The 20,035-nt window shown below is 62.0% G+C and carries 24 protein-coding genes and 1 tRNA gene; 12 read left to right on the top strand and 13 right to left on the bottom strand.

What is annotated here, in order from left to right; translation table 11 throughout:
- Window positions 1–6: 6 nt before the first annotated feature.
- Both L981_RS09490 and L981_RS09485 read right to left on the bottom strand, forming a co-directional pair.
- Entirely contained in the window at window positions 7–672 is a 666-nt protein-coding gene (locus L981_RS09490) for a CBS domain-containing protein (protein WP_043614380.1), read from the bottom strand.
- A gap of 98 nt (window positions 673–770) precedes the next feature.
- Window positions 771–860, bottom strand: a tRNA-Ser gene (locus L981_RS09485).
- Between the two features lie 311 nt (window positions 861–1,171).
- Here L981_RS09485 and L981_RS09480 point away from each other — a divergent pair.
- The 4 genes from L981_RS09480 (at window position 1,172) to L981_RS09465 (ending at window position 5,252) form a co-directional block, all read left to right on the top strand.
- Window positions 1,172–2,206 (top strand): septal ring lytic transglycosylase RlpA family protein, encoded by a 1,035-nt coding sequence (locus L981_RS09480; RefSeq protein ID WP_043614638.1) that lies wholly within the window; start codon window positions 1,172–1,174, stop codon window positions 2,204–2,206.
- Window positions 2,207–2,269: 63 nt separating this feature from the next.
- Window positions 2,270–3,430, top strand: a complete 1,161-nt coding sequence (locus tag L981_RS09475; protein WP_043614378.1) for a D-alanyl-D-alanine carboxypeptidase family protein — start codon at window positions 2,270–2,272, stop codon at window positions 3,428–3,430.
- Window positions 3,431–3,546: 116 nt separating this feature from the next.
- A complete protein-coding gene (gene tmk, locus L981_RS09470) occupies window positions 3,547–4,227 on the top strand; it encodes a dTMP kinase (protein WP_371258852.1) in 681 nt (226 codons plus the stop codon).
- Entirely contained in the window at window positions 4,224–5,252 is a 1,029-nt protein-coding gene (locus L981_RS09465) for a DNA polymerase III subunit delta' (RefSeq protein WP_043614376.1), read from the top strand. The genes tmk and L981_RS09465 overlap by 4 nt, the downstream gene beginning before the upstream one ends.
- Here L981_RS09465 and L981_RS09460 read toward each other — a convergent pair.
- On the bottom strand, window positions 5,247–5,552 hold the full coding sequence (locus L981_RS09460) for a pyrophosphatase (RefSeq protein ID WP_043614374.1): 306 nt from the start codon (window positions 5,550–5,552) through the stop codon (window positions 5,247–5,249). The genes L981_RS09465 and L981_RS09460 overlap by 6 nt on opposite strands.
- Window positions 5,553–5,730: 178 nt before the next feature.
- Here L981_RS09460 and metG point away from each other — a divergent pair, with 178 nt between their 5' ends.
- Genes metG through L981_RS09445 form a run of 3 tightly spaced genes read left to right on the top strand, consistent with a single transcriptional unit; the run spans window position 5,731 to window position 8,911 of the window.
- The gene (metG, locus tag L981_RS09455; protein ID WP_043614371.1) at window positions 5,731–7,284 is read left to right on the top strand and encodes a methionine--tRNA ligase; all 1,554 of its coding nucleotides are present in this window, start codon (window positions 5,731–5,733) and stop codon (window positions 7,282–7,284) included.
- 12 nt (window positions 7,285–7,296) lie between these two features.
- Window positions 7,297–8,076, top strand: a complete 780-nt coding sequence (locus tag L981_RS09450; RefSeq protein ID WP_043614368.1) for a TatD family hydrolase — start codon at window positions 7,297–7,299, stop codon at window positions 8,074–8,076.
- 1 nt (window position 8,077) lies between these two features.
- Window positions 8,078–8,911, top strand: coding sequence for an MBL fold metallo-hydrolase (locus L981_RS09445; protein ID WP_043614365.1), 834 nt, complete (start codon window positions 8,078–8,080; stop codon window positions 8,909–8,911).
- Window positions 8,912–8,943: 32 nt separating this feature from the next.
- Here L981_RS09445 and L981_RS09440 read toward each other — a convergent pair whose 3' ends face one another.
- From L981_RS09440 to L981_RS09425, 4 genes are all read right to left on the bottom strand, one after another.
- Window positions 8,944–9,891 carry a phosphoribosylaminoimidazolesuccinocarboxamide synthase gene (locus tag L981_RS09440; protein ID WP_043614636.1) on the bottom strand — a complete coding sequence of 316 codons (948 nt, stop codon included), beginning with the start codon at window positions 9,889–9,891 and terminating at the stop codon, window positions 8,944–8,946.
- Between the two features lie 234 nt (window positions 9,892–10,125).
- Window positions 10,126–10,533, bottom strand: a complete 408-nt coding sequence (locus L981_RS09435; protein ID WP_043614362.1) for a hypothetical protein — start codon at window positions 10,531–10,533, stop codon at window positions 10,126–10,128.
- Window positions 10,534–10,592: 59 nt separating this feature from the next.
- Window positions 10,593–11,063: a hypothetical protein gene (locus L981_RS35520; RefSeq protein ID WP_043614358.1), complete on the bottom strand. Its 471-nt coding sequence runs from the start codon at window positions 11,061–11,063 to the stop codon at window positions 10,593–10,595.
- 126 nt (window positions 11,064–11,189) lie between these two features.
- A complete protein-coding gene (locus L981_RS09425; RefSeq protein ID WP_052201691.1) occupies window positions 11,190–11,651 on the bottom strand; it encodes a GNAT family N-acetyltransferase in 462 nt (153 codons plus the stop codon).
- 149 nt (window positions 11,652–11,800) lie between these two features.
- Between L981_RS09425 and L981_RS09420 the strand changes: the two genes are divergently transcribed.
- The 3 genes from L981_RS09420 (at window position 11,801) to L981_RS09410 (ending at window position 13,916) form a co-directional block, all read left to right on the top strand.
- Window positions 11,801–12,421: a helix-turn-helix domain-containing protein gene (locus L981_RS09420; protein WP_043614355.1), complete on the top strand. Its 621-nt coding sequence runs from the start codon at window positions 11,801–11,803 to the stop codon at window positions 12,419–12,421.
- Between the two features lie 11 nt (window positions 12,422–12,432).
- Window positions 12,433–13,230, top strand: a complete 798-nt coding sequence (locus L981_RS09415) for an SRPBCC domain-containing protein (RefSeq protein WP_043614352.1) — start codon at window positions 12,433–12,435, stop codon at window positions 13,228–13,230.
- A 263-nt stretch (window positions 13,231–13,493) separates the two neighbouring features.
- Complete coding sequence (locus L981_RS09410; RefSeq protein WP_043614349.1) at window positions 13,494–13,916, top strand: DUF4864 domain-containing protein; 423 nt, start codon at window positions 13,494–13,496, stop codon at window positions 13,914–13,916.
- A 22-nt stretch (window positions 13,917–13,938) separates the two neighbouring features.
- On the opposite strand, the gene tgt is transcribed toward L981_RS09410, so the two are convergent.
- The 5 genes from tgt to coaD form a co-directional block, all read right to left on the bottom strand.
- Window positions 13,939–15,069 (bottom strand): tRNA guanosine(34) transglycosylase Tgt, encoded by a 1,131-nt coding sequence (gene tgt, locus L981_RS09405; protein ID WP_043614346.1) that lies wholly within the window; start codon window positions 15,067–15,069, stop codon window positions 13,939–13,941.
- Window positions 15,070–16,152, bottom strand: coding sequence for a tRNA preQ1(34) S-adenosylmethionine ribosyltransferase-isomerase QueA (gene queA / locus L981_RS09400; RefSeq protein ID WP_043614344.1), 1,083 nt, complete (start codon window positions 16,150–16,152; stop codon window positions 15,070–15,072).
- A gap of 73 nt (window positions 16,153–16,225) precedes the next feature.
- Window positions 16,226–16,735, bottom strand: coding sequence for a peptidylprolyl isomerase (locus tag L981_RS09395; RefSeq protein WP_043614341.1), 510 nt, complete (start codon window positions 16,733–16,735; stop codon window positions 16,226–16,228).
- A gap of 22 nt (window positions 16,736–16,757) precedes the next feature.
- A complete protein-coding gene (locus tag L981_RS09390) occupies window positions 16,758–17,330 on the bottom strand; it encodes a peptidylprolyl isomerase (protein ID WP_043614338.1) in 573 nt (190 codons plus the stop codon).
- 34 nt (window positions 17,331–17,364) lie between these two features.
- Entirely contained in the window at window positions 17,365–17,859 is a 495-nt protein-coding gene (coaD, locus tag L981_RS09385; RefSeq protein ID WP_043614335.1) for a pantetheine-phosphate adenylyltransferase, read from the bottom strand.
- Between the two features lie 226 nt (window positions 17,860–18,085).
- On the opposite strand from coaD, the gene L981_RS35785 reads away from it, so the two are divergent.
- Window positions 18,086–18,208, top strand: a complete 123-nt coding sequence (locus tag L981_RS35785) for a hypothetical protein (protein WP_255380879.1) — start codon at window positions 18,086–18,088, stop codon at window positions 18,206–18,208.
- A gap of 11 nt (window positions 18,209–18,219) precedes the next feature.
- Window positions 18,220–18,348: a hypothetical protein gene (locus L981_RS35780; RefSeq protein ID WP_256364279.1), complete on the top strand. Its 129-nt coding sequence runs from the start codon at window positions 18,220–18,222 to the stop codon at window positions 18,346–18,348.
- A gap of 141 nt (window positions 18,349–18,489) precedes the next feature.
- Here L981_RS35780 and L981_RS09375 read toward each other — a convergent pair whose 3' ends face one another.
- Window positions 18,490–19,905, bottom strand: coding sequence for an MATE family efflux transporter (locus L981_RS09375; protein ID WP_043614332.1), 1,416 nt, complete (start codon window positions 19,903–19,905; stop codon window positions 18,490–18,492).
- Between the last annotated feature and the right edge of the window lie 130 nt (window positions 19,906–20,035).

Raw genomic sequence — 20,035 nt, 5'->3', positions numbered from 1 at the left:
CACATGTTATTGCGGATAGGGTTCGGCGTAGTGTTCGACCACGCCGCGCACACCACGCACGTTCTCAGCCAGAATGCGCGCCGCCTTGCGGCAATCGGCAGTCTCCACATTGCCCCAGAGGTGCACGATGCCGTCGGTGACGGCGACCTTGATATCCAGGCCCTCAAGGCCGGTGTTTTCGCCGATGCGCACCAGGATGCTGCGCCGGATGGCTTCATCGCCCGCCGCCGTCTCGTCCTGCTTTGCCGACAAGACAGCCTGCAGCAGGTCGGCGCGGCTGACGATACCGACGACAAGGCCGTTCCGCAGAACCGGTATGCGCTTGATCCCGCGCTCCTGCATCACCGCCGCGACCCGCGCGACGGAGGCGTCCTCGTCGATGGTCACGGGATTGGCCGTCATGGCGTCACCGACCCTCCAGGAGGACCGGCGCACATAGGCGCTCGCCCGCTCGTCCGCGGCCCCGCTCGGGTCGGCGACCGGAATGCCGCCGCCAAGCTCGCTCCGGCGAATGAGATCGCCTTCGCTGATGACGCCCACCAGGGCTCCATCACCGTCGACCACGGGGAGGCCGCTTACATGATTGTCGAGCATGATCCGGGCTGCCTGCCTGACGCTGTTGTCAGGGGACAGCTTGACGACCGACGTCGTCATTACATCTTTAACGCGCATGTCGATCCCGCTCCCCAAAGGACTTGGCACCGTCATTACGCTGCGTAAGTTAGTCCCATCTCGTCGGTTCGACAACTAGTGGGTGGCAGAAAAGAGAGTGGCGGACAGGGTGGGATTCGAACCCACGGTACGGTTTCCCGTACGCTGGTTTTCAAGACCAGAGCCTTAAACCACTCGGCCACCTGTCCTTGCCTGAAGCAACGCGCGACGGCGCGCTGGGCACGGCGTTATTGCGCGAAGCCTTGGCGCTTTGCAAGAATTAACATGCATCGCTGAAAGATTTTCTCGAGCGCTTCGAAGAGCAGGCGCGGGCAGGGATCGCGTTAACCAGCCATAAACCATAACAAGCGAAATGCGGCGCCCGCCTGTGGATGAGTTCGCATTTTCGCCTTGATGATGTCATGAATACACACCTGTTCCGTTTCGGGACGCCGAGATTTCCGCTGGGGGTAAGCGGAAGGTTTCGAGTACGGCTTTATCGATCGATGTTGTGGGACAGATGACCTCCAGTAAAAATGCGGCATTTCTGGTCAAGGGATTGCGCCTTGCGGCTATTCCGGCGCTGTGCGTAGCGCTTACCGCCTGCGGCTCCACGTCGAACGTCAAGAAGACTGCGCGGAGCAAGGAGTACTTTCCTGAATCCGTCTATGGCGTGAAGGCGAGCCCCCGCGTTGCCACCGGCAACAACATCCCGAAGGGCGGCGGACGCTTTCAGGTTGGCAAGGCCTATCAGGTCAAAGGCAAGTGGTACCAGCCCAAGGAAGACTTCGGCTATAACAAAACGGGTATGGCATCCTGGTACGGCTCTGCCTTCCACGGGCGCCTGACCGCCAACGGCGAAGTCTACGACAAGGCGCATCTGTCGGCCGCCCATCCGACCTTTCCGCTGCCGAGCTACGCCCGCGTCACCAACATGGAAAACGGCACCTCGGTCATCGTCCGCGTCAACGATCGCGGCCCCTACGAATACGGCCGCATCATCGACGTTTCCTCGAAAACCGCAGACCTGCTCGACATCAAGCGCAAGGGCAGCGCGCAGGTGAAGGTGCAATATGTCGGCCGTGCGCCGCTCGAAGGCAACGACATGCCTTACCTGATGGCGTCCTATGTCGAGAAGGGCCAGCGCGGCCCGAGTGTTATGCCGGAAGGGCAGATCGCGACCGGCGTGATGGTCGCCTCGAACGAACCGTTCCGCAAGCAAAGCCTCGGCACCATCACCGTTCCGGCCAAGGCGTCGCTCGACGTCAGCGAGCCGGTGACGGCAATGGCCGCACCCGTGCCGCAATTTGCCCAGCAGCCGGCGTCGTTCAACGAATTCGTCATGCTGCCGGAAATCGGCCCGATCCCGCGGGAGCGGCCGGAATACACTCCGATGCCCAACGGCAACATGGCCTATGCGGCGGCCTATTACGAAGTTCGCGTCAGCGACGCCGAATCGCCCTTCGAAGCGATCATGGTCGACAAGAAGCAGCTGACGCCGCAAGTCATCGTCGACTACGCCAAGCGCCAGAAAACCAACGGTTCGGCCCGTTAACAGTTCTCGGCGTTGTGCCAAAATGACCACGCTGCTATGCCCGAGGGGAAACCGGAGTTTCCCATGCGCATGAAGATGCTTTCGGCCGCATTCCTGGGCCTTGCGTTGTTTGCCGGCGCCGCATTCGCGCAAACGCCGGCACCCGCCTTCGACACCAAGGCAAAACAGATCCTGCTGGTCGATGCCGAAACCGGCACGGTGCTTTTCTCGCGTGCCGAAAACGACCCAATCCCGCCCGCTTCGCTTGCCAAGCTGATGACCATGGAGGTGGTCGCCGAGGCGCTCGGCAAGGGCGAAATCTCGCCCGAAACCCTCTACGACGTATCGGAGCATGCCTGGCGGACCGGCGGCGCACCGGCCGGCACTTCGACGATGTTTGCCGCGCTGAAATCGCGCATCCGGGTCGCCGATCTCCTGCAGGGCGTCGCAGTTCAGCTTGCCAACGATGCCTGCATCATTCTCGCCGAGGGTATGACCGGCAGCGAAGGTGCGTTCGCCGAACGCATGACGGCGCGCGCACGCGAACTCGGTATGCCGGTTGCGACCTTCCGCAACGCGACCGGGCTGCCCGATCCCGGCAACAAGATCACGATGAGCGAACTGGTGACGCTCGTCCGCCATCTGCATGAGGCGCATCCCGATCTCTACCGGCTTTATGCGCAGCCGGAATTCGAATGGAACAAGATCCTCCAGCGCAACAAGAACCCGCTGATCTCGGCCAATATCGGCGTGGACGGCCTGGCGACGGGCTTTGCCGAAGGTTTCGGCTTTTCGCTGGCCGCATCGCTGCAGCGCGGCGACCGCCGCGTCTATCTCGCGATGGGCGGCCTTGAGACAGACAAGGAGCGCATCGAGGAGAGCCGCAAGGTGCTTGATTGGGCGATGACCGCCTTCGAGAAGAAGCGGATCTTCACCGATGGCGAAGCGATCGGCGAGGCGGCCGTCTATGGCGGCGATGCATCTCACGTCGCGCTGGTGGCCGGCGGCCCGGTCGACGTGCTGCTGCCGGTCAACAATCCCGAGCGGCTGACGGCGCGTATCGTCTATAAGTGGCCCTTGCGGGCGCCGGTATCGGCCGGCACGGAAGTCGGCGTCGTCAAACTGTGGAACGGCGAGAAGCTTTTGCGCGAAGTCCCGGTCAAGACGGCCGGCGCGGTGGGGCAGGGAACCCTGACGAGCCGCGCGGTCGACGCCCTGCAGGAACTGCTTTTCTTCTGGCTTTAGGCCGTGGGCGCAATGCCGGCGCAGCAATGCGTCTGCCAAATCGTCACCTGACGGTTTCGCCCGGAGAACCAATCGGCTAAACAGGGCCAAATCGCATGCCGATACGGGAAAGCATGGTGTCGCTGAAAAAAGGTCTGTTCGTTACATTCGAAGGTGGGGAAGGTGCCGGCAAGTCGACGCAGCTCCGCCTTCTGGCCGAATCCCTGCGCGCGCGCGGCTACGAGGTGCTGACGACGCGGGAGCCCGGGGGCTCTCCCGGCGCCGAGGCTGTGCGTCACGTGCTGCTTTCGGGGGCTGCGGAAGCCTTCGGGGTCAGGATGGAAGCGATTCTTTTTGCCGCAGCCCGCAGCGACCATGTCGAAGAGGTCATCCGGCCGGCGCTCGACAAGGGCACGATCGTGCTTTGCGACCGCTTCATGGATTCCTCGCGTGTCTATCAGGGAATTACCGGCAATCTCGAACAAAGCTTCGTCGAGAGCCTCGAGCGCGTGGCGATCAACGGTGTCGTGCCGGACCGCACGGTGATCTTCGACCTGCCCGCCAGTGTGGGCCTCGAGCGGGCGCAACGCCGCGCCGGCGACGACAATCCAGATCGTTTCGAAAAGGAACAGCTGGAGACCCACGAGAAGCGGCGCGACGCCTTTCTCGACATTGCCAGCCGCGATTCCGAGCGGTGCCGGGTGGTGGACGCGACGCAGCCGGTCGAGGCGATCGCCGCCGAGGTGCTTTCGCTTGTCGAAGCGCTTCTGCCGCACGGCGACGGCACGGATACGTCCGCCGAGGAAGTCGTGTCATGAGCGAAAGAGCCGGCGTCCTTGATGGCGCGATAGCGCCCACGGAGAACAATCGCCTGTTCGGCCATGAGCAGGCGGAAGCCTTCCTGGCGCAGAGCTATCGCTCCGGCAAAGGGCACCACGCAATCCTGATCGAAGGGCCGGAAGGGATCGGCAAGGCGACGCTTGCCTTCCGCTTTGCCTACCATATCCTGAAACACCCCGAGCCGGCCGATGCGCCCGAAGCACTTGCCGACCCGGACCCGAGCTCGGCGATCGGCAGGCAGCTCGCCTCCGGCGCCTCGCACAATCTCCTGCACCTGGCCCGCCCGATCGATGAAAAGACGGGCAGGGCCAAGGGGGCAATCACCGTCGACGAGGTTCGGCGCGCCGGCAAGTTCTTCAGCCAGACCTCCGGCACGGGCAATTGGCGCATCGTCATCATCGATCCGGCCGACGATCTCAATCGCAATGCGGCCAACGCCATCCTGAAGATCCTTGAGGAACCGCCGCGCCGCTCGCTGTTTCTGGTGCTGACGCATGCACCCGGGAAACTGCTGCCGACGATCCGCTCGCGCTGCCTGCCGCTGCGGTTGAAGCCGCTCGAAGCAGCACCGCTCGGCCAGGCATTGGCGCATCTCGGTTTCGATCTTGAGGGCGAGAATGCCGGGCGCATTATCGCTGCCGCCAGCGGCAGCGTCGCCGAGGCGCTGAAGCTGATTAATTATGGCGGCCTGGAAATCGCCGCGACCTTCGAGGGCATCCTTGCGGGGCAGGGACCGGCTGTCCGGAAAGACATGCACAAGCTCGCCGATGCCCTCGCCGGCAAGGACAGCGAAACGATCTTCGATTTCTTCCAGGCCCTTGCCAGCGACCGCATCATGCGCGAGGCGCGCGACGCGGCCGTTTCCGGCGACATCATGCGCGCCGAGCGCTTCGCCCGGCTGTCAGCCACCGTGACCGAGCGACTGACGGTCAGCGACGCCTATAATCTCGACCGGAAGCAGACCATCCTGTCGTTGCTCGACGATATGAAAGCGGCGCTATAGCGCCGGCTGAAAACGCCATTTGCGCGCGATCGCCGCGTGAAGGTCGAGCTTGTGGTGCTGCGCGAAGAGCAGGACGTGCCCGAGAAGGTCGGCGGTCTCGTCGGCCATCTGTGTCCGGAGATCGTCCGGCGACTTCCCCTGGGACCGGCCGCGGCCGCTGAGCTTGTTCCACGCCTGGGTCAGTTCACCCATTTCCTCCTGCATCTTCAAGATGAACCAGTCGGGATCGCGCTCGATCCCGTGCGCGGCGGCATAGCCGGCCGACGCGGTTTCAAATTGGCTGCCAAGTTGATCCAGCACGACTCATCTCCTCCTAAATTGTTTCCGTTTTGTTCTACTTCCTGCACGCGAAGCGCGCAAGGAGAGGGCGCTGTCGGCGCTTGTTCCGGCCGGGCTTTTCATGGATCGCATGTTTCTTCCTTCAAGCGTATGCGCTAAGAGCGTGCGTAGCTTAATCCGAGATAGATCGAATCCGCCTATGAGAGACACGTCCCCCTTCTACATCACGACAGCGATTTCCTACCCGAACGGCAAGCCGCATATCGGCCATGCCTATGAACTGATCGCGACGGATGCCATGGCGCGCTACCAGCGCCTCGACGGACGTGAGGTTTTCTTCCTGACCGGCACGGACGAGCATGGGCAGAAGATGCAGCAGACGGCCCGCAAGGAAGGCGTGACGCCGCAGGAGCTTGCCGACCGTAACTCGGCGGAATTCCAGAAGATGGCGGTCGCCCTGAACGCATCCAACGACGATTTCATCCGCACGACCGAGGAGCGACACCACAAGGCGTCGCAGGACATCTGGATCCGCATGGGCGAGGCGGGCGACCTCTATAAGGACTCCTACGCGGGCTGGTACTCGGTTCGCGACGAAGCCTACTACCAGGAAAACGAGACCGAGCTGCGCGCCGACGGCGTGCGCTACGGGCCGCAGGGAACGCCGGTCGAGTGGGTCGAAGAGCAGAGCTACTTCTTCAAGCTGTCGGAATACCAGGACAAGCTGCTGAAGCATTACGAAGAGAACCCGGACTTCATCGGTCCGGCAGAGCGCCGCAACGAAGTGATCTCCTTCGTGAAATCCGGCCTCAAGGACCTCTCGGTTTCGCGCACCACCTTCGACTGGGGCATCAAGGTCCCGAACGATCCGGCGCATGTCATGTATGTCTGGGTCGATGCGCTGACGAACTACATCACCGCGACCGGCTATCTCGACGATCCGCAGGGCCCGCGCGCCAAGTTCTGGCCGGCGAATATCCATGTGATCGGCAAAGACATCATCCGCTTCCACGCGGTCTATTGGCCGGCGTTCCTGATGTCGGCTGGCCTGCCGCTGCCCAAGCGCGTCTTCGCGCATGGCTTCCTGCTCAACAAGGGCGAGAAGATGTCGAAGTCGCTCGGCAACGTCGTCGATCCTTTCAACCTCGTCGAGCATTTCGGCCTCGACCAGATCCGCTACTTTTTCTTGCGCGAAGTCTCCTTCGGCCAGGACGGCAGCTATAGCGAGGAGGGGATCGCAACTCGCATCAACTCCGACCTCGCCAACGGTATCGGCAACCTGGCGAGCCGCTCGCTGTCGATGATCGTCAAGAACTGCGACGGCCAGGTGCCGGTTTGCGGCCCCTTGACCGACGAGGACAAGGCGATGCTGGCCGCTGCCGACGCACTGCACGAAGTCACCCGCGACGAAATGGGCAAGCAGATGATCCACCGGGCGCTGGCGGCGATCATTGCCGTCGTTTCCGAGACGGACCGCTACTTCGCCGGCCAGGAGCCTTGGGCGCTGAAGAAGACCGATCCGGCCCGCATGGGCACCGTGCTTTACGTGACGGCCGAAGTCGTGCGCCAGATTGCCATCCTGCTGCAGCCGTTCATGCCGGAATCCTCGGCCAAGCTGCTTGATCTGGTGGCTGCCCCTGCCGACAAGCGTGACTTTGCGGCACTCGGTGAGGCGGGACGCCTCGTCTCGGGCACGCCGCTCGAGGCGCCGAAGCCGGTCTTCCCGCGCTACGTGGCACCGGAAGCGCAGTAAGGCATTTTGAGCATGCTGATCGATACCCATTGCCATCTGGACTTCCCCGACTTCGAAGCGGAGCGTGATGCCATCGTCGCGCGGGCGCACGAAGCCGGTGTCGAGCAGATGATCACGATCTCGACCCGCGTAAAGCGGTTCGAGACGATCCTCGCGATCGCCGAAAGCTATCCGAACGTCTTCTGTTCCGTCGGTACCCATCCGCACAATGCGGACGAGGAACTGGATATCACAACCGAGGAGCTCGTCAGGCTTTCGGCCCATCCGAAGGTGGTGGCGATCGGCGAGGCGGGTCTCGACTATTTCTATGACAACGCACCGCGTGAGGCCCAGATCGAAGGCCTGCGCCGTCACATAGCGGCCGCCCGCGAGACCGGGCTGCCGCTCGTCATTCACAGCCGCTCGGCCGATGACGACATGGCGGCGATCCTGACCGAGGAGACCGGGAAGGGGGCCTTCCCTTTCCTTCTGCACTGCTTCTCTTCCGGTCCGGAGCTTGCCCGCATCGGCGTGGAACTCGGCGGTTACGTGTCGTTCTCGGGCATTCTGACCTTCCCGAAATCCGAAGAGCTGCGCGAGATCGCCAAGACCGTGCCGCATGACCGGATGATCGTCGAGACTGACGCGCCGTATCTCGCGCCCAAGCCGTTCCGCGGCAAGCGCAACGAACCGGCTTACGTCGCCCATACGGCCGCCGTGCTTGCTGAGACGATCGGCGTGACCACCGAGGAGATTGCAAGGATCACCACGGAGAATGCTTTCCGCGTCTTCTCCAAGATGCCGAGGCTCTGACGTGGCGTTCCGGCGCGCCTTCACCATTCTCGGCTGCGGCTCGTCACCAGGCGTGCCGCGTATCACCGGTGACTGGGGCGCCTGCAATCCTGAAAACCCGAAAAACCGGCGCATGCGCGCGGCCTTGCTGGTCGAGCAGATCGCGCCCGACGGTGGCAGGACGAGCGTCGTCATCGACACCGGACCGGATTTTCGCGCGCAGATGGTCGCAACGAATGTGCGCCACATCGATGCGGTGATCTATACCCATGCCCATGCCGACCATCTGCATGGGATCGACGACCTGCGCGGCTACGTCATCGAAAACCGGAGGCGGGTGCCGATCTGGGCCGATGCCTATACGATGGGCCGCATTCGCGAAGGGTTTGGCTATTGCCTGGAATCGCCGCCAGGCAGCGGCTATCCGCCAATCGTCGAGCCGCACATCATTCCCGATGACCTGTCGCCGGTGGTGATATCGGGCGCCGGCGGGCCGATCGCGTTCCGGCCGCTGATGCAGTTTCACGGCAACATCCACTCACTCGGCTTCCGCATCGGGGACTTTGCCTATTGCAGCGACGTCAGCGATTTTCCCGCAGAAACCGTCGCCAAGCTCGGTGGCCTTGATCTGCTGGTGATCGACACGCTGCAATACAAGTTCCACCCGAGCCATCTGTCGCTGGTGCAATCGCTCGGCTGGATCGAGCGCCTCAAACCGAAGCGGGCGGTGCTGACGCACATGCACGTGCCGCTCGACTACGACACGGTGCAAGGCGAGACGCCTGATCATATCGAGCCGGCATACGACCTGATGCGGCTCGAATTCGATGTCGACGATCCTGCGTTCAGCGCCTAATTCAGATTAGAATAAACATCTAATATACTGATTTATTTCGAGAAATATGGTGTCAGGTTGGCGCGAATGCGATCCAGAACCGTCGCACCCGACAGATCCGGAACAAAGCGCTGGCCGGTGATCTTCTCGAAGGCTTCGATATAGACCGCCGAGGTCTGCTCGATGAGATCGACAGGGATTTCCGGGATCGCATCCTTGTAGGGATCGCAGCGCGCGGTGACCCAGGCGCGCACGAAATCCTTGTCAAAACTCCTGGGACGTTCGCCGCGCTCGAAGCTTTCCTGGTAGCTGTCGGCGATCCAGTAGCGGCTGCTGTCCGGCGTATGGATCTCGTCGGCGAGAATGATCGTGCCGTTTTCGTCGGTTCCGAACTCGTACTTGGTATCGACGAGGATCAGGCCGCGCTCGGCGGCGCGCTCTTGGCCGCGAGCGAATAGAGCCAGCGCATAGGCCCAGACCGTGTCGAGTTGCTCCTTCGTCAGCAGTCCTTGCTCGAGGATCGCCTCAGTCGAAAGCGGCTCGTCATGGCCGCCGTCGAACGCCTTGCTGGTGGGCGTGATGATCGCCTGCGGAAGCTTCTCGTTGTCGCGCATGCCGTCCGGCAAGGTGATGCCGTACATCTCGCGCTCGCCGTTGCGGTACTTGGTCAGGATCGAGGTGCTGGTGGTTCCGGCGAGATAGCCGCGCACCACGACCTCGACCGGCAGAATGTCGAGCCGCTTGCCGATGACGACATTCGGGTCCGGATAGCTGACCACATGGTTCGGGCAGATGTCGGCCGTTTCCTCAAACCAGTAGCGCGCCGTCTGGGTCAGCACATGACCCTTGTTCGGGATCGACGTCAGAATGACGTCGAAGGCGCTAAGGCGGTCCGTCGCGATGATGATACGGTTGCCATCGGGCAGGTCGTAGTTTTCGCGAACTTTGCCTTTGTAGCGGTTTGGCAGTTCCGGAATGAAAGCATCTGAAAGAACGCGCAATTCGCTCATCGCATCTGGCCTTGAAAATGAGGTGTTCGGTTCGGGAACGCTAAGCAGGCTCGAAAGGCTGGGTCAAGCTCGCCAAGGCAACGTTCCGCCGCAATCCATGCTTTCCGGTACATACGTTAGTTCCATAATCTATCTTATGTGATCTTTGTATGTAGCCGCAAAGTTAAAGTGTCCTGATCCTGCAAAGTTGAAATATAGCTCCCCCGGGTTTTGGATGAGATGGCTCTAACGGTTGGCCCCGCATGGGGAGTTCGTTCCGTATCGCGCGTGGAACTGCAACATCTTCTGGACACTGTTTATCTCTGTCCTCGCGACTTTGCCTTTCTCGAAGGAAAGAAGCGCGGCTGGTTTTCCCGTGCAGTTTCTACGGACCGCTTTCATCACAGGACCATCGATGAAAACATAATGGTTCAGATCGACACAGTTGGCGGATGCCGAAACTATGAAGTTGCCTTCGCTGTCGCAGCTTTCCGTGTAACGATAATTTTTGGCGGTCGCTTTCAGGCGATCCAAAGCTGCCGCCTCGCTGAAAGTATCCCAGAAAACGTAACCGCCAACGGCCATGAACACGAAGAGCGTGCTTAGCCTTAGAAGGCCTCGAGCGACCGTCGGCGATTCTTCGTCCTCGTGCATTCCTGCTCCCAGCGCTTGCCCAAAGCGCGCCCTCGTCACTTGCGTCACGTCCCTGTCTCTCAGGCCGCCTCCAAAGCGGCACGCTCTGCCATGTAGGCCGATGGGTCGGGTTTGTCTTTCATCATCGTCTTTCGCCAGGCTTCCTGCTCGGCGTTGATCAGCGCCAATTCCCAAACACAAGCAATGACCGGTCTCTGTGCCGCATCCATCGGCTCAGAAGCCGAATAGAGCTTGCGATAATTGTGCTGACACAGCACCGAGCCCAGTATCCACCAGTGCGCGGAGATGGAGATACCGAGGCTGCCGGGATGGATGATGACAAAGCCGAGGCCGTTGCTGTCGCCCTCAGCCGCCACGCGCGGAATCACGTCCCGTCGGATGAATGACTGAGCGAGCACCACCATCGCATCATCGACGTGGCGGCCATCGGCTGCCAGACCATAGGCTTTGAGCTTGAGACCGCCTATGTCCCAATCGTCCAGGCTGGAAACTTCACGTGGACGGTAAATCTCGATCGTTCCGGCATTCATCGGCACGCTCCCATCGATACATTGCCCACCACCACCTTGGGTGGCGACATTCAGGGAAAAACGACGAACTGCCAAGCGGTCGGCAATAATGGCGGTGCATCACGTGGAGACGCTCAACCGGGCAACCTACCCCGGCTCAGCTCCTTTCAGTTCCTTGACCAAGCGTTCCGCCGGACCAAAGTCGGTTATCTCCATCCCGGCGGATTGGAACCCCAAGGACCGATAGAAGGAAATCGCATATCCGCCGGATGTCACCCACATCTTGAGCGCGCCCGCACTGGACGCACGCTGCTCCGCTTCTGCCAGCAGCAGCGTGCCGATGCCCCGTCGCCACGCACTCGGATCGACAAAGATAGCGTCCAGCTCTGCAGATTCGCTGGATATGGGCAGCACAGTACAGAAGCCGATGACCTCACCGTTCGCTTCGGCAACCAGCGAATTCGGGAGATGTTCATCGGCGACCCCGAAGACATCAGGATTGTCGAGAAGTTCCTTGTGGTGATCGCCGGTTGCCAGCGAAGCAAGGCGCTGCACCTCTTCGAGGCGATCGTGATCGGCTTTGGTTGCCTGGCGAAGTGTTGGCCGCATGACTGGTCCCATTGAAGTGAGCCTGAATGGTTGGAAGGCTCTGCATAGCCGAAATCGTGCGTGCTACGCGGGCACTCAGCGCACCCCCTACCCGCATTAGCTGCCATGATTGCCTTGACAAAAAAAATTGTCAAGGCAATCATCCCTGCATGCTCGATCTCGACGTCATAGATGCGCCGGCCGCTGCCGCGCTTGCCCTGGAGCCGATCAAGGCCCGTTTGCTGGCGGAACTTGCCGCGCCTGCATCGGCTGCTGCGCTGGCTGTGCGGGTGGGCCTGACGCGCCAGAAGGTCAATTACCACCTGCGTGCGCTTGAGGAGCACAAGCTGATAGAACCGGCTGAGGAACGCCGCTGGGGCGGGCTCACCGAGCGCCTGATGGTCGCAACCGCCACATCCTATGTGGTTTCGCCGGCGGCGCTGGGGCCGATTGCCGCCGATCCCGGGCGCAGCAACGATCGCCTGTCTGCGAGTTATCTGGTCGCGCTGGCGGCCCGCATGGTCCGCGAGGTCGGCGGGCTGCTGCGCAGTGCCCGGGCTCAGGACAAGCGGCTGGCGACGCTGTCGATCGACACCGTCATCAATTTTCGCTCGCCCGCGGAGCGCGCCGCCTTTACCGCCGATCTCGCCCAGGCGGTGAGCACGCTTGCTGCGCGCTACCACGATGAAAGCGCGCCGGGAGCCCGGCCGCACCGGCTCATCATCGCCTCCTACCCTGCGCCAAGCGATGACGGCGCAGCCAACGGCGACCCCAACGACACCAACTCCTGAAAGGATATCCTATGCCGATCAAGAAGGATGGCAGCGGAAAGCGCTGGGTTGAAATGGAACTGATCGTGCCCGGCTCACCCGAAAAGGTCTGGCAGGCGATCGCAACCGGCAGCGGCAACAATGCCTGGTTCACCAAGACGGAAATCGACGAGCACGTCGGAGGCAGGATCGCCTTCGACTTCGGTCCGAACGGCGCCTCGACCGGTGAGGTGACGCATTGGGAGCCACCTGCCCGCTTTGCCTATGTGGAGCGCGAGTGGAGCGAAGGCGCGCCGCCGGTTGCAACCGAAATCACCGTCACGGCGCGTTCCGGCGATCGCTGCGTGCTGCGCATGGTGCATTCGCTGTTCACATCGAGCGACGACTGGGACGATCAGTTGGAAGGCTTCGAGGGCGGATGGCCGGCGTTCTTCGAGATCCTGAAGATCTATCTTGCGCATTTCGCCGGCGAGACGGCGGCCAGCAGCTTTGCTATGGTTTCCAGCGGGAAACCGGAGGCCACGGTCTGGGCACGCCTGACCGAAGCACTGGGGCTTCTCGGCGCCAATGTCGGCGAAGAGCGCAGCACGCCACCAAAGCCCGAACGCCTCGCCGGCATCGTCGAACGGGTGCAGCAGGACACCAAGCAACGCTATCTGTTGCTACGCCTGAAGGAACCCGGCGCTGGCATCGCGCTCATCGGAACCTATTCGACCGGCGATGGCACAAACGCCAGCATCGCACTCTATCACTATGGAGACGATGCCAAGGCGCGGGCGAAAGACAGCGAGCCGAAGTGGCAGGAATGGATGACGACGACCTTCAGCTAGGTCGACTTCCCCGGCGGTTGGCGCTCCGCTCGTTTGCACATTGGCAACGGGCGCCTCGCCGCCGCCGGCCCTATGCAAGCCGTTTTGCAGACATCACTAACTTATGATGCCTGATATGATACTTTCATACGTAGAAATAAAACGTTGATTTAAAACGGTTTATATAAACAAATGCGGATGCATTATTCGAAACGGCAACCAATGCTCCTGTTTCCAAAAGCCGTGACTGTCCTAGTCTTCCATCGCAGCTATGGAGATCGGCGATGTTCAGGAGCTTTGCAATTACCCTCGGCATGATGGCGCAACTGGCAGCCGTGACCGCGGCGCGCGCGGACGAACCCGTCGATACGGCGCGGACAATCATACGGGAACAGATCGCTGCCTTTCTGCAGGATGATGCGGAAACCGCCTACTCCTTCACCTCACCCGCGGTCCGCGGCAAATTTCCCGACAAGGCAAGCTTCTTCGAGATGGTGAAGCGTGGCTACCAGCCCGTCTATCGGCCTGGCAACTTCGCGTTCGGCCGATCGAAGGTGATTGGCGACCAGGTGCTGCAGGAAGTTCTGATCTCGGCGCCCGACGGCAAGGATTGGACAGCCGTCTACGAACTCGTGAAGCAGCCAGATGGCAGCTACAAGATCAACGGCGTGATGATTTTGCAGTCGGCGTCGGGACCGGCGATCTGAGGCACCAGTCCGTAGGCGGCCATCAGACGGGGGGAAGATCCCCTCGCCGCCAGGTTTCCTGGGTTTCGGCCATGAAGTCGGCGAAGCGGCCTTCGTCGATCGCCAGGCGGATGCCGGCCATCAGTTCCTGATAGTAGGCCAGATTGTTCCAGCTGAGCAGCATGCCGCCGAGCGATTCGTTCGAGCGGATCAGATGGTGCAGGTAGGCACGCGAATAGTCGCGCGTTGCCGGGCACGAGGACTGCTCGTCGAGCGGGCGCATGTCTTCGGCGTGGCGCGCGTTGCGCAGGTTGATGCGGCCGTGGCGCGTGAAGGCAAGGCCATGGCGGCCCGAGCGGGTCGGCATCACGCAGTCGAACATGTCGATGCCCTCACCGACCGAGCGCAGGATGTCGTCAGGCGTACCGACGCCCATCAGGTAGCGGGGCTTGTCCACCGGCATGATCGGGCAGGTAATGTCGAGCATGCGCAGCATCACCTCCTGCGGTTCGCCGACGGCAAGACCACCGACCGCATAGCCCTTGAGGTCGAGGCCCTTCAGGGCTTCGGCCGAACGCTCGCGCAGCTTCGGGATATCTCCGCCCTGCACGATACCGAACATCGCCTTGCCCGGCTGGTCGCCAAACGCGACCTTGCAGCGCTCGGCCCAGCGCAGCGACATTTCCATCGCGCGCTCGATTTCCTTTGGCTCGGCCGGCAGCGCCACGCATTCGTCGAGCTGCATCTGGATATCGCTGTCGAGCAACCCCTGGATCTCGATCGAGCGCTCCGGCGACATGTGGAAGAGCGCGCCATCGACGTGACTCTTGAAGGTGACGCCCTGCTCGTCGAGCTTGCGAAGGCCCGCCAACGACATGACCTGGAAGCCGCCACTATCGGTGAGGATCGGGCCCTGCCAGCGGATCAGCCCATGCAGACCGCCAAGGCGCGCGACGCGCTCCGCGCCTGGACGCAGCATCAGATGGTAGGTGTTGCCGAGAATGATGTCGGCGCCGAGATCCTTGACCTGGTCGAGGTACATCGCCTTGACCGTACCGACGGTACCAACCGGCATGAAGGCCGGCGTGCGGATCGTGCCGCGCGGCATGGACACTTCGCCGCGACGGGCCTTGCCATCGGTCTTGAGAAGCTTGAACTGGAAGGTCTCGGTCATCTAGTCTTTCCGGAAAAGCAGGCTGGCGTCGCCATAGGAATAGAAGCGGTAGCCGGTTTCGATCGCATGCGTGTAGGCCGCGCGCATCGTGTCCAGGCCACTGAAGGCCGAAACGAGCATGAACAGCGTCGATTTCGGCAGGTGGAAATTGGTCATCAACATGTCAACCGCGCGGAAGCGGTAGCCGGGCGTGATGAAGATCCCCGTCGGGCCGGACCAGGACTTGACAGTGCCGTCTTCCGAGGTGGCGCTTTCGATCAGCCGCAGCGAGGTCGTGCCGACACAGACGATGCGCCCGCCCCTTGCCTTGACGGCATTGAGCTTCTCGGCCGTGCGCGCATCGACGTGGCCGATCTCCTGGTGCATCACATGGTCGTCGGTATCGTCGGCCTTGACCGGCAGGAACGTGCCCGCGCCCACATGCAGCGTCACGAAATGCCGCTCGATGCCGGCCTCGTCGAGCTTGGCGAACAGGCGGCCGGTGAAATGCAGACCGGCGGTCGGCGCCGCAACGGCGCCTTCCTCGCGGGCATACATGGTCTGGTAGTCGGCGCGGTCCTGGGCATCCTCGGCGCGCTTGGAGGCGATGTAGGGCGGCAAGGGAATGTGGCCGACCGCCATGATCGCCTCGTCGAGCGAGGGACCGGAGAGATCGAAGCGCAACGTCACTTCGCCGGCATCGCCCTTTTCCTCGACGGTCGCGTCGAGCGTCCCGAGAAAGCAGCTCGAGCCGCCGTGGCCGAAGGCAATGCGGTCGCCGACTTTGAGGCGCCGTGCCGGGCGGGCGAAAGCCTTCCAGCGATCGGGTGCGACCCGCATATGCAGCGTCAGCGAGACCTGCGTCGCGATCTCTTCGCCGCGCCGGCGGATGCCTTCGAGCTGGGCCGGGATCACCTTGGTGTCGTTGAAGACAAGCGCGTCGCCTTCCCTGAGGAACGACGGCAGGTCGAGCACACCATGGTCCGCAAGAACCTTCGCACCGTCGGGGCGAACGACGAGCATGCGGGCGCTGTCGCGCGGGCTTGCGGGCCGCAGCGCAATCGAGGTTTCCGGGAGATCGAAGTCGAATAGGTCTACGCGCATTGGTATCTTCAGACAAAAGCAAACCCGCCCCGGCGCAGTTGGCGACCGGGGCGGGTTCGTGCATTAGCGCAAATCAGGCGTCTGCGGCAACCCGCATCGTGACGATCGAGTCTGGATCGCGCACCGGCTCGCCGCGCTTGATCTTGTCGATCGTTTCCATGCCTTCGATGACCTGGCCCCAGACGGAGTACTGCTTGTTGAGCCAAGGCGCATCGGTGAAGCAGATGAAGAACTGCGAGTTGGCCGAGTTCGGCATCTGGCTACGGGCCATCGAGCACGTGCCGCGAACGTGGCTGACGTTCGAGAATTCGGCCTTCAGGTCCGGCTTGGAGGAGCCGCCCATGCCGGCGCGAGCCGGGTTGAAATGCTCGCCGCCGGTCTTGCCGTACTGGACGTCGCCGGTCTGAGCCATGAAGTCCTCGATCACGCGGTGGAACACCACGCCGTCGTAGGCGCCTTCGCGGGCCAGTTCCTTGATGCGGGCGACGTGACCCGGAGCGACATCAGGCAGAAGCTCGATGATGACCTGGCCCTTGGTGGTCTCCAGGATGATCGTGTTTTCCGGATCCTTGATCTCGGCCATGGGTTTTCTCCTTCTGTTGATTTTACTTGCCGACCTTGACGCTGATCATGCGGTCGGGATCGGTGACGGAGCCGTTGTTGGCGTCGTCGCCGAGCTTGATCTTGTCGACGTTCTCCATGCCGGAGACGACCTTGCCGACGACCGTGTACTGGCCGTTGAGGAAGTCGCCCGGGGCGAACATGATGAAGAACTGCGAATTGGCGCTGTTCGGGTCCTGCGAGCGGGCCATGCCGACCGTGCCGCGCTCGAACGGAACGTCCGAGAACTCCGCCGGAATATCCGGACGCGACGAACCGCCGGTACCGGCAGCCTGCGGCTGGTAGCCGTTTTCCATGTCGCCATACTGCACGTCGCCGGTCTGGGCCATGAAGCCCTTGATCACGCGGTGGAACGCGACGTTGTCGTATTCACCGGCGGCGGCCAGCGCCTTGATCTGCTCGACATGCTTCGGTGCGATGTCGGGGCGCAGCTCGACGACGACCGGGCCGTCCTTGAGCGTGATCGTCAGAAAGTTGTCTGCCGATTGTGCAAACGCCGTTCCCGTAAAGGAAGCAAGCGCGATGGCGCCGGCGAAAGCGAGGTGGAGGATTTTCATGATTTCTCCCTGCGTGGTGAATTGAGGCCGCCCGTCAGGGGCGGCGTTTGGCCTGCAGTGCTTCGTAAACGGACTTGGGCACGAAGGCACTGACGTCGCCGCCCATGGCCGCGATCTGGCGGACCAATGTGGCCGTAATGGGCCGTGATGCCGTGCCTGCCGGCAAGAACAAGGTCTGGATATCCGGCGCCATCTGCCGGTTCATCCCGGCCATCTGCATCTCGTAGTCGAGGTCGGTGCCGTCACGAAGGCCGCGTACCAGAAGCTTCGCGCCGCGCTCGCGCGCCGCGTCGACGACCAGATTGTCGAAGGAGACGACATCGATGTCGCCTGCCCTGTCCGGCAGAAATTCCTGGAGCGAACGGCGGATGAGTTCGGCGCGTTCGTCGAAGGAAAAGAGCGGCGCCTTGCCCGGATGGATGCCGATTGCAACGATGACTTTCGCCGCCACGTTCAGCGCCTGCACGAGCACGTCGAGATGCCCGTTCGTCATCGGATCGAAGGAGCCGGGATAAAATGCCGTGGTCATCGCACCTGTTTCCGTTTGGTGAAGCCTTTTGTCACGGACGGCGACGGATCGCAAGAGTTGTACGGCGCTTGGCCCTGTTCCCTGGGAAACAGCGGGCCAGAAAGAATGAATGCTAGATGAATGCCATGTTCAACGGTGCTTCACACCAAAGACGTTAAGTGTAGCGCTAGTAACAACGGAACTTTTTTGAACGTACCGCCGTTTAGGATGCGAAAGGATTACGGCTATGGGACTTGCTCTGTTTTCGATGGCGATGTTTTTCGCGATGATCTTTGCGACGATACATGGACTGCGCAACGAGTCCCGTGACCGGCGCGAGCGCTACGCGACCCAGAAGATCTTCCGTTGATGGAGGGCACTATGGCCACCCTGTTCATGATCGCGGCAGCGGTCACCAGTCTCGTATTCTTGATCGACTTTGCCCGGACGATACGCGACCTCCAGCGCGATCGCCAGGGTTCGGAACGGCTCGACGGTTTCAACGTCTAGCGGTTCCAAAGCTTCGTAAACGAAGCGTGGTAGTAAGCGGCCGTCGTTCCCTTCCCCTGAGGCGACCGCCATTGTAAGCCGGACGGCATCCCCTGCCCGTCCGGCTTTTTCTTTGCGTTCGGCAGCCCCGCGTTCGCCTTGTTACTTTTCCACCTGCTTGGCGGTGGCTTTGGCCTCCAACGTACCCAGCATCCGGAAGAAGCGCCAGTTCAGCAGCACCGCGGCGGCGGCAAGGCCGAGCACGAAACCGAACCAGACGCCGATCCCGCCGAAATTGAACAGGAAAGCGAAGGCCCAGGCGCAGACGAAGCCGATCGGCCAATAGGAAATCAAGGCCAGCAGCATCGGCACCTTGGTATCCTTGAGGCCGCGCAACATGCCCGCGGCGATCGCCTGCATGCCGTCGACGAGCTGGAATGCGCCGGCGATCACGATGAGCGGCGCTGCGAAGGCAAGCACGGCTGCAGCATCAGGGCGGGCGGTGTCGAGATAAAGGGCGGCCAGTTGGCTCGGGAAGAATGCGAAGATGGCACTGCCGACCATGGCAAAGCCGGCGCCGAGCACCAGCGAAGCGATCGCCGCGCGCCTGACGCCCAGGAGGTCACCGCGGCCATAGGAGAGACCCACGCGCACCGTGGCCGCCTGCGCCAGCCCCAACGGGATCATGAAGGCGATCGAGGCGAATTGCAGGGCGATGCCGTGGGCGGCAAGTTCGACCGTACCAATCGTGCCCATGAGCAGCGAGGCGACGGTGAAGAGACTGACCTCGGCAAGGATCGTCAGCGAAATCGGAATTCCGAGAAAAACGACCTCACGGAAAGCAACCCAGTCGGGCCGCCAGAAGCGGACGAAGAGTTCGTACTGGTTGAGCTCCGGCTTGCTCTTGATATAGCCGATCGTCAGCGCTGCGCCGAGCACGGCGACGCCAAGCGCCGCAACCGCCGCACCGAAGATGCCGAGTTGCGGGAAGCCGAAGTGGCCGAAGATCAGCACGTAGCAGAGCGCGGCATTGAGCACGAGCGTCGCCAGCGTGACGTAGAGAATGATCCCGGCCCTCTCCAGGCCACTCAGGAACGCCCTCAGCACCATGAAGATGAGGCCGGGGAAGATTGCCCATTGCGCGATGCGGACATATTCTCCCGCAAGCGCTGCGACCTTGGGCTGTTGGCCGGCAAATAGCAGGATCGGCTCGGCCATCCAGAGGATGGGCGCAGTCAGAAGGCCGTAAAGCATCACCACCCACATGCCCATGCGCACCGAGCGGCGCACCGAAACCTTGTCGCCGCGACCGACGGCCTGTGCCGCCATCGGCACCACCGCATTGGCAAATCCGTTACCGAAAACATAGACGGTGAAATACATCTGGGTCGCCAGGATGATGGCCGCGAGCTCGGTGGCGCCGAGCTTGCCGACCATCAGGACGTCCGTCGTGTTGATGGCGAGCTGCGCCAGCTGCGCACCGATGAACGGCACGCCCAGATAGAAGCTCGCGCGATAGTGCGTCCGCCAGGAATTGTCGGTCGTCAACGATATCGGGCTCGCATTCGCGGTCAGCATGGCAGATTCCTGGCAGTCAATACGGCCCCGGGCCGCAACCGAAGATCGGGGGGAGGAATCCGGAAATAGAATACCGTCGGGCAAAGAGCCAGCCGCAAGGGCGAGGTTGCTCAAACTTTCATCGATAGAT

Origin of the sequence: Ensifer sp. ZNC0028 (genome assembly GCF_000799055.1) — a bacterium.
GTDB lineage: Bacteria > Pseudomonadota > Alphaproteobacteria > Rhizobiales > Rhizobiaceae > Ensifer.
This window is presented reverse-complemented; position numbering and strand designations above follow the sequence as displayed.

What these genes read in the sequence shown, in the direction of transcription:
- L981_RS09395 (WP_043614341.1), bottom strand. Translation starts at nt 16,735, where the DNA reads ATGGCCGAGATCAAGGATCCGGAAAACACGATCATCCTGGAGACCACC.
- L981_RS35780 (WP_256364279.1), top strand. Translation starts at nt 18,220, where the DNA reads ATGGCCACCCTGTTCATGATCGCGGCAGCGGTCACCAGTCTCGTATTC.
- L981_RS09480 (WP_043614638.1), top strand. Translation starts at nt 1,172, where the DNA reads ATGACCTCCAGTAAAAATGCGGCATTTCTGGTCAAGGGATTGCGCCTT.
- L981_RS35520 (WP_043614358.1), bottom strand. Translation starts at nt 11,063, where the DNA reads ATGAATGCCGGAACGATCGAGATTTACCGTCCACGTGAAGTTTCCAGC.
- L981_RS09375 (WP_043614332.1), bottom strand. Translation starts at nt 19,905, where the DNA reads ATGCTGACCGCGAATGCGAGCCCGATATCGTTGACGACCGACAATTCC.
- L981_RS09490 (WP_043614380.1), bottom strand. Translation starts at nt 672, where the DNA reads ATGCGCGTTAAAGATGTAATGACGACGTCGGTCGTCAAGCTGTCCCCT.
- queA (WP_043614344.1), bottom strand. Translation starts at nt 16,152, where the DNA reads ATGCGCGTAGACCTATTCGACTTCGATCTCCCGGAAACCTCGATTGCG.
- L981_RS09410 (WP_043614349.1), top strand. Translation starts at nt 13,494, where the DNA reads ATGTTCAGGAGCTTTGCAATTACCCTCGGCATGATGGCGCAACTGGCA.
- L981_RS09390 (WP_043614338.1), bottom strand. Translation starts at nt 17,330, where the DNA reads ATGAAAATCCTCCACCTCGCTTTCGCCGGCGCCATCGCGCTTGCTTCC.
- L981_RS09450 (WP_043614368.1), top strand. Translation starts at nt 7,297, where the DNA reads ATGCTGATCGATACCCATTGCCATCTGGACTTCCCCGACTTCGAAGCG.
- L981_RS09415 (WP_043614352.1), top strand. Translation starts at nt 12,433, where the DNA reads ATGCCGATCAAGAAGGATGGCAGCGGAAAGCGCTGGGTTGAAATGGAA.
- L981_RS35785 (WP_255380879.1), top strand. Translation starts at nt 18,086, where the DNA reads ATGGGACTTGCTCTGTTTTCGATGGCGATGTTTTTCGCGATGATCTTT.
- coaD (WP_043614335.1), bottom strand. Translation starts at nt 17,859, where the DNA reads ATGACCACGGCATTTTATCCCGGCTCCTTCGATCCGATGACGAACGGG.
- L981_RS09435 (WP_043614362.1), bottom strand. Translation starts at nt 10,533, where the DNA reads ATGCACGAGGACGAAGAATCGCCGACGGTCGCTCGAGGCCTTCTAAGG.
- L981_RS09465 (WP_043614376.1), top strand. Translation starts at nt 4,224, where the DNA reads ATGAGCGAAAGAGCCGGCGTCCTTGATGGCGCGATAGCGCCCACGGAG.
- L981_RS09420 (WP_043614355.1), top strand. Translation starts at nt 11,801, where the DNA reads ATGCTCGATCTCGACGTCATAGATGCGCCGGCCGCTGCCGCGCTTGCC.
- tgt (WP_043614346.1), bottom strand. Translation starts at nt 15,069, where the DNA reads ATGACCGAGACCTTCCAGTTCAAGCTTCTCAAGACCGATGGCAAGGCC.
- metG (WP_043614371.1), top strand. Translation starts at nt 5,731, where the DNA reads ATGAGAGACACGTCCCCCTTCTACATCACGACAGCGATTTCCTACCCG.
- L981_RS09475 (WP_043614378.1), top strand. Translation starts at nt 2,270, where the DNA reads ATGCGCATGAAGATGCTTTCGGCCGCATTCCTGGGCCTTGCGTTGTTT.
- L981_RS09425 (WP_052201691.1), bottom strand. Translation starts at nt 11,651, where the DNA reads ATGCGGCCAACACTTCGCCAGGCAACCAAAGCCGATCACGATCGCCTC.